We start from the raw sequence: 12,492 nt of genomic DNA, 5'->3' as shown, positions 1-12,492 counted from the left end.
TTTACTCCTAAAGAAATCTCTAAAGGTTAATCATTGGTTAGATACAAAAGTGAATTGACATTTTATCATCCAACAGTTTATTAACAATTGTGAAATTCTGTCGATAATAATAAAAAGCTGGCAGTATAGAGAGAGGTGGGACTGATGAACAAAGACCAACAGGAGCACATGCTGTTCCTCGAAGAACAACTACGATGGGCGAAAGAACAAGATCGGATCTTGGCTAATATAGAAGACAAACTATATGAGATGAAAAAGATAGCAGAATATGCTTCTGAACATAGTTTATCTGCTTTGGAGGTGGAGAAGCTAAATAGTCAATTAAATGGATTAAAAGAGGAAATTCAATGTTTGGAAAAACAGTTACAACCAATGGTTCACTAGTTCATTTGAGTGTAATCAATAATTTGATGTGCCTGTTAAACTGGTCGTAGTTTCGTGTAATATCCTTACCACTAGTGGGGGCCAAAACCACTAAATTCTCTTTAAAATGGTTACAAAAAAAGATAGAGTTTGATACACTATATCAAGGAGAATAATTGGATGGAGGGGATTTTCATGGATATTGCACTTCTTTCCATGTCTTTAAATCAAGGACAAGTTCAGCAACAGGCTAGTATGTCTGTTATGAAAAAGGCGTTAGGTAATGCGGAACAACAAGGGGAATCGTTGCAGAAACTCATTGGTTCGGCTGATGTCCAAGCGATCCAAAAGGCGGCTCAGCCTCACTTGGGGAGTTCGATTGATGTAAAAGTATAATTTATTAGGAGTCCTCCTATTGAGGGCTTTTTTATTTTGCTCTATAAAAATATCGAAAGCATGCCGATATAAAGAAAAATAGGTTATAACCTAGGGGGGCATGTCATGGATATCAAAGGAACTTCTTCACAAGGAATTTCTGAATTGGTTAAGTTGAAATCAAATGGAAGCATTCACGATCAATCACCACGGTCGATTATTGAAAAAGGTGTGGAAGAATTAAAGGAGCATCGTGAAAGTATCTCTCATTCTAAGGATAAATTAGATAAGAAGGTTGAGGGAATGAATGATCTGTTAGAATCAAGCAATACCGCCATTAAATTCAACATCCATGAAGACCTGAACCGATTATATGTTCAAGTTGTAAATAAAGAGACAGATGAAGTCGTGAAGGAAATTCCACCTGAAGAGTTTTTGGATATGGTGGCTTCTATGCTAAAGCATGCAGGATTAATTTTTGATGAAAGAGTGTAAAGGAGCCGATGTTTCAGCTTTTCCATAAAGCAAATTTGTAAGGAGACTTAACTATTACTATGATATTGTCGATATTAATATTAATAGTTAATCCGAGGGGAGTGTGGCAGATGAGAATTACAGGTATGGCAACTGGAATGGATATTAATCAAATCGTAACAGATTTAATGCGAGCGCAACGAATGCCAGTTGATAAAATGATCCAAGATCGGCAAATCATTGAATGGCAAATGGAGGATTACCGTGAGATCAATCGTAAGTTAGACGCCTTTAGAACAAATATATTTGATACAGTGATGCGTCAAAATATTATGCAGTCAAAGTCTGTTACAAGTTCAAACGATAGTTTAGTAACGGCCACTGCTTCTTCAACCGCTGGAAATATGTCAATTCGTGTTTCTAGTGTCCAACAGTTGGCTAAAGCAGCAACGTATAGCAGTCAAACGGCGGCTGGAAGTGGAATTTCTGGTGAGACGAAAATCAGTGCAAGTGGTGCATTAGGCTCTCAAAAGTTTGACGTCGAAGAAGACTTTTGGAAAAGCGGAGTGGTCAATCGTCAAACGATTCGACAATCAGCTAATTCGAATGTTGTAGACTTAAATCGTACGGACATTATTAATACAGGTGATATGGTTGTAAAAGTAAATGGAAAAGTATACGACGTGGTTTCTAGTACAAGTGAGGTTGAATTAGAAGACAATCAAGTGAGATTAAATCCCGATGATGGCAAACTTTACTTTAAATCACGTATTGCGCAAGGAACTTCTTTATCTACTGTGTTTATTACGGAAGCACCTGAAGGTTCTACTGACCCTAAACATCGTTATACGGCTGCTGGGGTAACAACTTTTAATGCGATCGGAATACAAAGGGATAAATTTGTCTTTACTTCGGATCAGACGTTGACGGCTGTTTTTAATGAATTAAATCGTTCAAGCGTGGGGATAAATGGATTTTATGATGAATTTTCTGATAAGATTACGGTGTCTCGTTCGACCACAGGGACCTTTAATGAAGGGGGACAGGAAATTGAGTTTGAAGGAGCTTTTCTCCGTGATGCCCTAAAATTAAATTTTGATCCGGTTGAAGATCCAGATGAGCCTGAAACGATGATCGTTTATGATCATGGTGCGCAAAATGCTAAGTTTAATTTAAATGGTCTTGAAACAGAGCGTCGTTCGAATACGTTTACTGTTTCTGGAATGACGGTTACGTTACGAGACACGTTTGATGGGGAAGTCAATTTAAAAGCGTCAACCGACACAGATAAAGTGTTTGATACGATAAAAAAGTTTGTGGATGATTATAATGAAATTCTTGATTTAGTGAATGGAAAATTAAAAGAAGAACGATACCGTGATTATCGCCCATTAACAGATGAACAAAAAGATGCGATGTCTGAAAAAGAGATAGAAAAATGGGAAGAGCGTGCTCGTAGTGGGTTGTTACGTGGTGATTCAGCGATGCGTAGTGCGGTTGATCGGATGCGAATGGATTTGTATAGTCCTGTAAATGGCCAACTCAGTACGGCTTTCAACCAATTAACGACAATTGGTATAAAAACGACTGCTAATTATATGGATGGCGGAAAGCTTGAAATTGATGAAGATAAATTACGTCAAGCAATTGAGCAAGATGTCGAAGGTGTATTCCAGTTGTTTGCAGCTAATGGAGAGACTGATGGTGAAAAAGGAATTGCACGTCGGCTGCGTAGTACATTAGACGGGGCAATTGGTGCTATTGCCGATCGTGCTGGGGGCATGCGCGGAAAGGTTCAAAACAACCAATTTGCGTTAGGTCGTAATTTAACAAGAATTAACGATCAAATCTCCAATTTCGAACGTCGCCTCCAACAAGTCGAAGAGCGCTACTGGCGCCAATTTAATGCCATGGACGCAGCCGTTAACAGAGCCAATCAACAAGCTGAGGCGTTGTTTGCTCAGCTATTCCCGCAAGGATAATCAAATAAACGTTTAATTAGGAGAGGGTAAAGATGGCAACAAACATGTACAACGCTAACGCCTACAAACAAAACGCAATGAAAACCGCATCACCAGGTGAGCTGACATTAATGCTTTACAACGGATGCTTAAAGTTTATTAACCAGGCAAAGAAAGCCATTGAAGCTGGGAACGTTGAACAGCGCAACACGTCGATCACAAAAGCACAAAACATCATCCGTGAATTAATGGTCACGTTAAAGACGGATTCCGAAGTTGGTCAAAACATGATGCGGATGTATGATTTTATTATGAGTCAACTCGTTGATGCGAATGTGAAAAACGATGTTCAAGCTCTTACGAATGCAGAAGAGTTAGTCACAGAATTCCGGAACACGTGGAAAGAAGTAATCCAACTCGATCGTCAGCAGCGCCACGGTGCGGGTACGGGTGGTCGAGCCTAATGTCTGTAGTAAAAGAGCTCTACCTTCAAACGGAATTGCTATTTCAATTTGTGAAGCAGGGACTGCCGAAGGAGGATGATGAGCGTGATTTGTTTATTGCTGAGGTCGATGAAAGGTTGGCCCAGCGTGATCATTTTATTGTCCGGATCGATTCTAGTAAGCTGTCCGAGCCAGAAAAGAAACTTGGCGAAGAATTGGTCAAGCTAAACAAACGTTTGAATAAACAATTAGAAATGCTCCGTGCGGAAATTCGTGCTAATCTGACAGATATCAAACGAAAAAAAGAAACAGGGCGCAAATACGACAATCCGTATGATGGCCCAATGTCAGATGGAGTGTTTTTTGATAAGCGTGGTGTATAGAAGAAAGTCAGCTCATGAGGGGAGCTGACTTTTTTATTTGCAAATAAACAGGCATTATGTGCTTTTAACGTGTTTGTTTATACGATTAAGAGTGGAAACTTGCTAATAAGTCGGGTTTCGCTGATAAAATGAGTTTTTCGCCGTTATATTTCATTTATCGCAGTTATATTTTGTTTTTCGCCGATATATTGAAATTTTCGCTAAAAAAATAGAATGGAGGAGGTCTTTACATAGTAGAAAGTAGTAATTCAGTTTGTTCGGATGACTGGATTTTAAGGAATGTGGTAGAAAATAGCAAAGAAGTTAAACAAACGTTTGAATAACAACTTGAAATGGTCCGGCTTTAAGGATTTAACGACAGTGAACGAGCTCGCTTAAGCTAAACAAACGTTTGAATAAACAATTAGAAATGATCGGTGCAGAAATTCGAGCCAATCTGATAGTAATTTAGTGAAAAAATAGGAAGCAAATACGATCAGCCGTATGAGGTTCCAATGTTGCTTGGAGTGTTTTTTGATAAGTGTGGCGTATAAAAGAAAGCCGGCTCAAAGAGGAGGTCTGGCTTTTTGCTTTTTAAATAAACGATTACTATTGCTTATAAAGGGGTTGTTTTCTACGATTAAAATGATACAAGCGACAATAAGTAATTTCTGTTCATAGATTTTGGCTGAAAGAGGGATGGAGTTGGTTTGTTCATAAACTAGCCTTGCACTCATCGTTAGACTGGTTGAATATCAAGATAGCGAAGGCAGAAAATAAATACATTTAAAGATAAAAAGTAACCTAGCAGGGAAATGATACGTTGACTCTTGCGGTACCAGTGACACACATGTGAGACCCGCAGGCGACAGCCGAGGAGACTCACCGGGCACCCGATGAAAGCGGAGTGTCATTCCCCTCGGCTGGTTACCCGTTGACTTGGGAGAAAATCCCTGTTTTCTGTGAGGCTAGTGTTGTAGGGTATTTCCATTGAATTTCCCCAAAAACATGACGATCACCACGTCCTTCAAAAAAAATAAAATCAAAATGAACGATCCGCTACTACTGGTCGTCATATAACTGAGCAAACAGAAAGGAGCTCTTTATGGAACATGAGGAGGACGTTCGATTAATTGAAAAAGCACTTGCTGGCGATGATGATGCGTTCGCCCATCTCTTTCAACGTTATTATTCTTTCCTATTTAAATATCTTTTGAAATTGACGCTGGATGAGGAAGTGAGTCGTGATTTGGCGCAGGATACGATGATGAAGTGCTACACGCGTCTTTCCTCGTACAAGGGAGAGGCGAAGTTTTCGACGTGGATGATCTCGATTGCCTCAAGGTTGTATATCGATCTTCTCCGGAAGCAAAAGCGTGAGCGGAAGTGGCTGGATCAAATGAAGCAGACGTTGTCACGGCAGCTTTCTTGGCAGGCAGAGACGAAAGGGATGGAATGGAGCGATGTGTTTGTTGATTTTAATCAACTTGATGCGGATGTAAGGCTACCGATTCTTTTGCACCATTATTACGGGTTTACGTATGGAGAGATTGCTAAGATGATTGGCATTCGTGAAGGCACGGTGAAATCGCGCGTTCACAATGGGATTAAACAGTTACGAAAGGAGTGGGATTATGAAGCGAAGTGAAGATCAAGAGCATATCCGGAAATTACAGCAGGATTGGCAGCAGCTTGATGAACTGGGAGAACGTTCTGTGACGTTTTCTGAGGTGAAGGAGCAGCTTTCAACCTATCGAGTGAAGCAAAAACAATTATTTTACAAGGAACTGATTGTGTTTCTAGTCACAGCGCTCTTCATTCTTAGTGTCACATTGATGAGTCTACTTCAAGCGCCAGTCCTATTTATTATTATCCAAGTAGTGGCTGTTGTCGGTGCGCCGGTTGTTTTGTTCTTCTTGATCAAAAGAAAGAAGCGGGAAGGAACGGTTATATATGACGACATTTGAATTGTATGTGCTCATTCCACTCCTAGTTGTCGTGCTTTTGACGCAAAGTATACTTTTGTTTATTGATGCGAAGAAAAAAGGGAGCTTTGCTTGGTTTTGGGGAATTTGGGGTCTCATTCAGTTTCCGATGCCGACGGTGTTTTATTTATTATTTGTGATCTTGCCTCGAAGAAAAAAGGAAAAACGAAGTGAAATGGAGTGATGAGTTTGGATGTTTTAAGTGAGATCAACTGGGGCTTGCTTGCACCATTTTTAGTGTTACAAGCCATTTTGACATTTGCAGCACTCATAAGCTGTGTCAGACAAGAGGAGACGAATGGACCTAAATGGATGTGGATTTTGATTATCTTATTGGTCAATTTGCTAGGAGCGATCCTTTACTTTGTTTTAGGGCGTAAAAATAGTTAAGGGGGATTTGGATGCTTGTTTCGATTAATGATTTGAGTAAGACGTACAAAGAGCATCAGGCAGTGAAGTCGATTTCTTTTCAGATTGAGAGAGGGCGGTGTATTGCGCTGCTTGGTCCAAATGGAGCGGGAAAAACTACGACGTTGCAAATGTTGGCGGGATTAGTAACGCCAACATCAGGAGCAATTGAGTTTACTAAATATGAGAAAAAGGATTATCGGCCGCTTATTGGCTTTTTACCGCAGCATCCTTCCTTTTTTAATTGGATGACGGCAAAGGAATTTCTTCAGTTTGCTGGGGAGCTTTCCAATGTTCCGAAAAAACAGCTTGATGATCGGATTGAAGAATCGTTGGCATTTGTTCGTTTAGTAGATGTAAGAAATAAGAAGATTGGCGGTTTTTCAGGAGGGATGAAACAGAGGCTTGGCTTAGCGCAAGCATTGCTTCATGAGCCGGAACTACTGATTCTAGATGAACCGGTGTCAGCGCTTGATCCTACAGGAAGACGGGATGTGCTCGAGCTTATTGAACGACTCAAAAGCAAGATGACGATTTTGTTCTCAACTCATATTTTGCATGATGCAGAGCAAGTATGTGAGGAAATTTTAATGTTAAAAGACGGCGAACTCAAATGGAACGGTCCATTGCAAGCGTTAAGAAAGGAATTTGATCAGCTTGCGATAAAGCTTCAAACGGTTGAGCCGCTGGGGAGTTTACTTGAAGAGCTCGATTATATAGAAGATATTCAGTACAACGACATCACGACAGCAACGCTTACTTTGAGTGATATGTCAAAATCCAAGGTGCTGTTGCAAGAAATCGTTCGACAAAATGCGACAGTTGTTCATTATGAAATGCTGCAAGAATCATTAGAAGATGCTTATATGAAGGTGATGGAACGATGAACAATTTTTGGGTGCTAATAAAAAAAGAAATGAAAGAAAGCACGAGAAACGGCAAGTGGATATGGCTCCCGGTTGTGCTGATGATCCTTGGTGTGTCACAGCCGTTGACAACGTATTACATGCCGCAAATTTTGGAAGCGGCTGGAAACCTTCCAGAAGGAACGGTGATTGATTTTCCAACACCATCAGGGGAAGAGGTGTTGATCGGGACGATGTCGCAGTATGGTACGATCGGAACGTTGTTGTTTGTCCTTGCAACGATGGGGATCATTGCTCAAGAGCGGCAAAATGGGTCGTTGACTCTTGTGATGGTGCGACCGGTTCACGCGTGGCAATACATCGGTAGTAAGTGGGTGGCTCAGCTCGTCATTTTGCTTGTGTCACTTATCGCGAGCTACGTCTTGACGTGGTACTATACGAATCTGCTCTTTTCATCCGTATCTTGGAAGATGATGCTTAGCAGCTTAGTTGTTTATAGTCTGTGGATTGTATTTATTGTCGCTGTGACCGTTTTGGCAGGAACCTTGTTGAAAAATAATGGTGGGATTGCTGGGGTTAGTGTACTTTTTTTAGGAGTAATTAGTATTCTGACAACACTTTTACCCAAATACATGGAATGGAGTCCTGGTAATATTCGAGCTCAGGCGTCCATCCTTTTAATAGAAGGAGAGTGGGTTCGCTCGGTGTGGATTGTTGTTGGCAGTACGGTTGGATTGTCAGCTTTATGCTTTTTATTAGCGGTGTTTACGTTTAAAAGGTTTGAGAGTTATGAGGGATGATGAAATAGGGTGGTAAACAAGGTAGTCAGGCTTAGAATTTCTAAGTTTGGCTTTTTTTATTAGTCTAAAAAAGATGGCAATAAATCTGACATGAACGAATGACCGCAGCTCGGGACTTTACTCCTATACACACCTTAAAAACATGACAAAATACGTCTTTCTTTGTATGAGTTGGCTATTTTTTTGTCGAATCGTTGGTTGTTATAACTGATGACGACATAAAAGGTGAAAGGTAAGATATGAATACAGATTAGTAGGAAGGAAGCACCTGTTTGAAATGAAGGAGGACGTTTGGATGTCATTAAGGGTAAGGATTATTAGTATCGTTTGTGTGTTAATCGTATTGTTGGTTGGAAGTTCTGTTCTTTTTCAAATATATGAGACGAATAAATTAAGTGATAAAACGAATGGGCTAGTGTCAGAAATGACGGAAGTGTCTGAGGAGAGTGTAAGGCAAAATTTGAACACTTTAACGAAGGATATTTCAACTCAAGTTCGACTTTTGGAAGAACAGGTGAATCAGACGATGCTCAATGCGGCCTATACTCTTCAACAATTTGATGCGAAACAAGAATTATCAAATGAAAATGTACGAGAGATTGCTGAGTTGATTCGGGTGGAAGACGCGATGTTAACTGATACAACAGGGTTTATTACTCATACAACAGAAGATGAATATGTCGATATGAACTTGTTTTCAATGAATGAGGAGCATCGAGAAGTCATGCGCGATGATATGGAGTTTTATGTGACACCGTTAATCATTAAAAGTCAGACGGGGGAAATTTATAAGTTTTTATCGATCGGTAGAGAAGAGGGACAGGGTGTCGTTGAAGTGGGCCAAGAGGTAGGTGTGTTTGAAAGCCTGCTCGCTGACTACATCGAAAACAATGATTCGCTGGAAGCCTTGTATTTAGTGGATTCAGCAAATACCGTGTTGGCAGAATCATTACAAGACAGTCAAGAGTCGATGTGGAATAAGGGAGAATCAATTGAAAATAGCTACATAGAAAAGGCGCATAGCGAGGGTGAACCCGTTCTTTTAATGGAAGGTCAAGCGGCAGAGATGTTTTATCCTGTCTCAATAGATGGAAGTGTTCCATACGTTTTGTATGCAAAAATTGATACGGAACCATATTTTCTCAATGCGACGATGGCGAACGAGTCCTTACAGGAAGTTCAAAGTGAGTTAATGAGTAATGTGTTCACGACGATTATGGTGACCTCTGTGTTAACCGTGATTCTCCTCCTTGGTTTAGCCCTATATCTTCAAAGAAGGCTGAAACCAATCGCCATAATTTCCGAACACGCAGAAAAAATTGCTTCTGGTGATTTAACGGAAGAGAAGTTAGAAATTAAAAGTAATGATGAAATTGGCAATCTTGCAAATTCGTTTAATAAAATGTCCTCACAGCTACGCGTGATGATTCATCAAGTAGCGGATCATGCCGAAACGGTTGCCGCTTCATCTGAGCAATTATCGACAAGTGCAGAGCAAATGACGGTTGTAACGGAACAGATCGCTCACACAACAGAGGAAGTAGCTGCTGGAAAGGACAAACAATTATCAAGTGTTCAGCAGACGGCAGAGACCGTAGAACAAATGGCAGAAAGTGTGGAGCAAATCGCTGATAGTGCTGAAAGTGTGAAAACTAGTGCTGTTCGAACAACAGCAAAAGCGAAAGAAGGCAGGGGGTCGATCGAGGTGGCAGTAACACAAATGAACTCTATTAATCAAACTGTGAACGATACAAGTACAGTATTGCAAGCCCTTGATAAACATGCTGGCCATATAGGGAAAATAACAAAGGTGATAACGGAGATAGCTGATCAAACCAATTTACTCGCATTAAATGCGGCAATAGAAGCAGCAAGAGCGGGAGAACATGGAAAAGGTTTTGCTGTCGTTGCAGCGGAAGTTCGTAAGCTGGCAGAGCAATCCTCCAATTCGGCTAACCAAATTAGCAACTTATTGTTAACGATACAGTCTGAAACGAAAAATGCGGTCACGTCCATGGAAAAAGTGACAGAAGAAGTCGGTGAAGGGATTGAAATTGTCGATAATACAGGCCACCGATTTGACGAGATTGAGCAAGGGATTGAAGAAGTCTTTACAAAAATTCAAGCAGTGACGTCGTTGGTTACAAGTCTTTCAATAGGAACAGATAAAATGTTTAGTACAATGACAATTGTGAAAGAGGTAGCTATTGAAACAGCAGCAGGCACCGAAAATGTTTCAGCTGCAACAGAGGAGCAAGTTGCATCGATGCAGGATATTACGTCATCTGCTTCATCCTTATCCTCCATGGCCGAAGAGCTTCAAAGACTCATACGTACGTTTAAAGTGTAAAGAAAGAAAGCGCTGATTAGGATAACTTTATCAGTGCTTTTTTTATAGACATATTTACATCTGGACTTGAGTATTTTATAATAGGAACATTAGTTCGTACTTATTGCAAGGGAAAAGCGATGCCTGTGAAGAAGGCACCGCTAATCATTAATAATTAATTGGATCTTCGACATGCTTGAAGTCATTCATGTCAAAGTTATGTAAATCTTCAAACTCTGAGAAGTATTGATTGAACTCTTCAGCATGGTCTAATGCTTCTTGCGGAACAATGATTTCTGAAATTTCATTAAATTGTTCAAGTGACTCAGTTACATGTATTTCTCTTTGAATCGAATCTTCTTCTAAAGTCAAATCGAGCACGAGTGACATCGTCCATTCCGTTTGTAAATAGGTCTCCTTCTCAATGAACAACTTATACTCTAGCTTTTGAATATCAGCCATCGTCATAAATTCTTCTAGCTCAGTAGCCAGTTCATCTAACATAAGGTTGTTTAGTTCTAGTGCAAAAGCAGTGAGAACATCAGGGTTTCCTTTAAATGATAAAATGAAATGTGTATCCGTCTCTTCGAAAGTGAGTTGTTCTGCATACCTTGCTAATAGCTCTAAATGTTGTTCTTGAGGATTCACTTGTGCTTCTTCAATGGCAATGACTTCATACGTTACATCTTCTGGATAAGTAAACCAAGTATCTTCTAATCCGTCCCGAAAATAAATGCCATCCTCCACTACATAAATATCTGTAATGAAGTCACCCATAATAGGAACTTCGGACACTCTTTTTCTATACATCGATATTGGGTCTTGGATCACTTCTGTGTATAAACTTGTTGTCGTGGAAAAGGGATCTTCATTTGGCAATGAGATATGTTGTGTTAATTCCTTTGTGGATGAGAGACTCTCTACATGTTGCAGTTCGCCAAGTGACTTTGATAAGATTTCTTCAACTGTAAGGATGTCTTCCGTTTCACGTTCACTTTCTCTTGCTTCTGGTGTTTCCTTGTCCTCTTGCGTTGGCTCTGCTTGAATAACAGGATCCGTTTTGCTGCAAGCCGTAAGAAAAACAAATGCACTTATTAGTAGGAACCATTTATGTGTCATTTAGTTCCTCCCTCCCCAAATGATAGAACACTTTATTTTAGCAAACATTATCATGAATTTATAGAGACAAAAGACAGAATTAAAAAATGTACACTCCCTCATTTTTGAGTCAGTGTACATCGAAAGCTAAACTGGGCACGTGCGGAAGAAGCAAGTAGGTCTAGTGGCCGCGAGCTTAGCAGGAAGGATTATCTAATTTTTTCAAAAAGTATGTAGTACTTTGTTGGTATTTGTAAAAATCTGTCTCTATTTTACTGTGAATAAAGTATGAATACAATAAAAGTCGTTAGGTAATCATACATAGTAACTGAAATAAATCTGAATTATGTTTATTCAGTTTATTTCTAAAAACGTTTGTAGGTGAAGAAGGCTAGGGAAGAAAAAACAAGTAAGCGATTACATTTTTCGACAAAAACAACCCCTGAATGTTGACATTTGGCGAGTTGTCTGACCTATCAAGCGTTTGACAAAGGCGTGAGAGCGCTGTTATATTAAACGTGTGGAAAAAAACACCACAGTATTTTAGTTACGAAGGGAATGTGAAAGCATGCAAGGTAAAGTAAAATGGTTTAACGCAGAAAAAGGTTTTGGATTTATTGAGCGCGAAGATGGAGACGATGTATTCGTACACTTCTCAGCTATCAACTCTGATGGATTCAAGTCTTTAGACGAAGGTCAAGACGTAGAATTTGAAATCGTTGAAGGTGCTCGTGGTCCACAAGCTGCGAACGTAGTTAAGCTTTAATTCACATTCCTGGGTAGGAAATGAATCATAGCTAAAACCATACAGCCTACCTCAGTTTTCTGAGGTAGGCTTTTAGTTGTCCAGCGAAAAGGTCGTACTTTGCCTTTTCGCTGGACAACTAAGCAATGAGCGGAGCCGCTGCCAATGTTTTAAGCCTAAAGGAGCGAACTTCTCCTTTAGGCGTGCAGCGAGTGGAGCCATTGCCAATGTTTCGCATGCTGAGAAAAAGGAAGCTCTTCCCTTTTTCATATAAACTAAGCGG

The 12,492-nt window shown here is 40.1% G+C and carries 15 protein-coding genes; 14 read left to right on the top strand and 1 reads right to left on the bottom strand.

Annotation, left to right across the window (positions count from 1 at the left end; translation table 11 throughout):
* Nucleotides 1-144 precede the first annotated feature (144 nt).
* From LQ50_RS23570 to LQ50_RS24550, 13 genes are all read left to right on the top strand, one after another.
* Nucleotides 145-384 (top strand): hypothetical protein, encoded by a 240-nt coding sequence (locus LQ50_RS23570; RefSeq protein WP_034634104.1) that lies wholly within the window; start codon nucleotides 145-147, stop codon nucleotides 382-384.
* A gap of 174 nt (nucleotides 385-558) precedes the next feature.
* Nucleotides 559-759 (top strand): YjfB family protein, encoded by a 201-nt coding sequence (locus LQ50_RS23565; RefSeq protein ID WP_034634107.1) that lies wholly within the window; start codon nucleotides 559-561, stop codon nucleotides 757-759.
* A gap of 105 nt (nucleotides 760-864) precedes the next feature.
* Nucleotides 865-1,233: a flagellar protein FlaG gene (locus LQ50_RS23560; protein ID WP_034634102.1), complete on the top strand. Its 369-nt coding sequence runs from the start codon at nucleotides 865-867 to the stop codon at nucleotides 1,231-1,233.
* Nucleotides 1,234-1,343: 110 nt separating this feature from the next.
* Nucleotides 1,344-3,194 carry a flagellar filament capping protein FliD gene (gene fliD / locus LQ50_RS23555; protein ID WP_034634101.1) on the top strand — a complete coding sequence of 617 codons (1,851 nt, stop codon included), beginning with the start codon at nucleotides 1,344-1,346 and terminating at the stop codon, nucleotides 3,192-3,194.
* 32 nt (nucleotides 3,195-3,226) lie between these two features.
* Nucleotides 3,227-3,637, top strand: a complete 411-nt coding sequence (fliS, locus tag LQ50_RS23550) for a flagellar export chaperone FliS (protein ID WP_034634099.1) — start codon at nucleotides 3,227-3,229, stop codon at nucleotides 3,635-3,637.
* Nucleotides 3,637-3,999, top strand: coding sequence for a flagellar protein FliT (fliT, locus tag LQ50_RS23545; protein WP_034634098.1), 363 nt, complete (start codon nucleotides 3,637-3,639; stop codon nucleotides 3,997-3,999). The genes fliS and fliT overlap by 1 nt, the downstream gene beginning before the upstream one ends.
* 1,084 nt (nucleotides 4,000-5,083) lie before the next feature.
* Nucleotides 5,084-5,626, top strand: a complete 543-nt coding sequence (gene sigY, locus LQ50_RS23540; RefSeq protein WP_034634096.1) for an RNA polymerase sigma factor SigY — start codon at nucleotides 5,084-5,086, stop codon at nucleotides 5,624-5,626.
* Nucleotides 5,613-5,945 (top strand): YxlC family protein, encoded by a 333-nt coding sequence (locus LQ50_RS23535; RefSeq protein WP_034634095.1) that lies wholly within the window; start codon nucleotides 5,613-5,615, stop codon nucleotides 5,943-5,945. Before sigY ends, LQ50_RS23535 begins: the two co-directional genes overlap by 14 nt.
* Nucleotides 5,932-6,147 carry a hypothetical protein gene (locus LQ50_RS23530; protein ID WP_034634093.1) on the top strand — a complete coding sequence of 72 codons (216 nt, stop codon included), beginning with the start codon at nucleotides 5,932-5,934 and terminating at the stop codon, nucleotides 6,145-6,147. Before LQ50_RS23535 ends, LQ50_RS23530 begins: the two co-directional genes overlap by 14 nt.
* A 5-nt stretch (nucleotides 6,148-6,152) precedes the next feature.
* A complete protein-coding gene (locus LQ50_RS23525) occupies nucleotides 6,153-6,353 on the top strand; it encodes a PLDc N-terminal domain-containing protein (protein WP_237563787.1) in 201 nt (66 codons plus the stop codon).
* An 11-nt stretch (nucleotides 6,354-6,364) separates the two neighbouring features.
* Entirely contained in the window at nucleotides 6,365-7,258 is an 894-nt protein-coding gene (locus tag LQ50_RS23520) for an ABC transporter ATP-binding protein (RefSeq protein WP_034634090.1), read from the top strand.
* Nucleotides 7,255-8,037 (top strand): ABC transporter permease, encoded by a 783-nt coding sequence (locus tag LQ50_RS23515; protein ID WP_034634089.1) that lies wholly within the window; start codon nucleotides 7,255-7,257, stop codon nucleotides 8,035-8,037. Before LQ50_RS23520 ends, LQ50_RS23515 begins: the two co-directional genes overlap by 4 nt.
* A 295-nt stretch (nucleotides 8,038-8,332) precedes the next feature.
* The gene (locus tag LQ50_RS24550) at nucleotides 8,333-10,387 is read left to right on the top strand and encodes a methyl-accepting chemotaxis protein (protein WP_052144933.1); all 2,055 of its coding nucleotides are present in this window, start codon (nucleotides 8,333-8,335) and stop codon (nucleotides 10,385-10,387) included.
* A 147-nt stretch (nucleotides 10,388-10,534) separates the two neighbouring features.
* On the opposite strand, the gene LQ50_RS23505 is transcribed toward LQ50_RS24550, so the two are convergent.
* A complete protein-coding gene (locus tag LQ50_RS23505) occupies nucleotides 10,535-11,485 on the bottom strand; it encodes a DUF6612 family protein (protein WP_034634087.1) in 951 nt (316 codons plus the stop codon).
* A 547-nt stretch (nucleotides 11,486-12,032) separates the two neighbouring features.
* On the opposite strand from LQ50_RS23505, the gene cspD reads away from it, so the two are divergent.
* Nucleotides 12,033-12,230 carry a cold-shock protein CspD gene (gene cspD / locus LQ50_RS23500; RefSeq protein ID WP_034634086.1) on the top strand — a complete coding sequence of 66 codons (198 nt, stop codon included), beginning with the start codon at nucleotides 12,033-12,035 and terminating at the stop codon, nucleotides 12,228-12,230.
* The last annotated feature ends 262 nt before the right edge of the window (nucleotides 12,231-12,492 follow it).

It is taken from the genome of Halalkalibacter okhensis, assembly GCF_000787375.1.
GTDB lineage: Bacteria > Bacillota > Bacilli > Bacillales > Bacillaceae_D > Halalkalibacter > Halalkalibacter okhensis.
Note: the sequence above shows the minus strand (reverse complement) of the source record. Positions and strands in the feature narration are given on the sequence as shown.

Bases quoted from the DNA above. Each gene is read 5' to 3' on its own strand.
- LQ50_RS23530 (WP_034634093.1), top strand. From the start codon at position 5,932: ATGACGACATTTGAATTGTATGTGCTCATTCCACTCCTAGTTGTCGTG.
- sigY (WP_034634096.1), top strand. From the start codon at position 5,084: ATGGAACATGAGGAGGACGTTCGATTAATTGAAAAAGCACTTGCTGGC.
- fliT (WP_034634098.1), top strand. From the start codon at position 3,637: ATGTCTGTAGTAAAAGAGCTCTACCTTCAAACGGAATTGCTATTTCAA.
- LQ50_RS23570 (WP_034634104.1), top strand. From the start codon at position 145: ATGAACAAAGACCAACAGGAGCACATGCTGTTCCTCGAAGAACAACTA.
- LQ50_RS23565 (WP_034634107.1), top strand. From the start codon at position 559: ATGGATATTGCACTTCTTTCCATGTCTTTAAATCAAGGACAAGTTCAG.
- LQ50_RS23505 (WP_034634087.1), bottom strand. From the start codon at position 11,485: ATGACACATAAATGGTTCCTACTAATAAGTGCATTTGTTTTTCTTACG.
- fliD (WP_034634101.1), top strand. From the start codon at position 1,344: ATGAGAATTACAGGTATGGCAACTGGAATGGATATTAATCAAATCGTA.
- fliS (WP_034634099.1), top strand. From the start codon at position 3,227: ATGGCAACAAACATGTACAACGCTAACGCCTACAAACAAAACGCAATG.
- LQ50_RS23515 (WP_034634089.1), top strand. From the start codon at position 7,255: ATGAACAATTTTTGGGTGCTAATAAAAAAAGAAATGAAAGAAAGCACG.
- LQ50_RS24550 (WP_052144933.1), top strand. From the start codon at position 8,333: ATGTCATTAAGGGTAAGGATTATTAGTATCGTTTGTGTGTTAATCGTA.
- LQ50_RS23535 (WP_034634095.1), top strand. From the start codon at position 5,613: ATGAAGCGAAGTGAAGATCAAGAGCATATCCGGAAATTACAGCAGGAT.
- LQ50_RS23560 (WP_034634102.1), top strand. From the start codon at position 865: ATGGATATCAAAGGAACTTCTTCACAAGGAATTTCTGAATTGGTTAAG.
- cspD (WP_034634086.1), top strand. From the start codon at position 12,033: ATGCAAGGTAAAGTAAAATGGTTTAACGCAGAAAAAGGTTTTGGATTT.
- LQ50_RS23520 (WP_034634090.1), top strand. From the start codon at position 6,365: ATGCTTGTTTCGATTAATGATTTGAGTAAGACGTACAAAGAGCATCAG.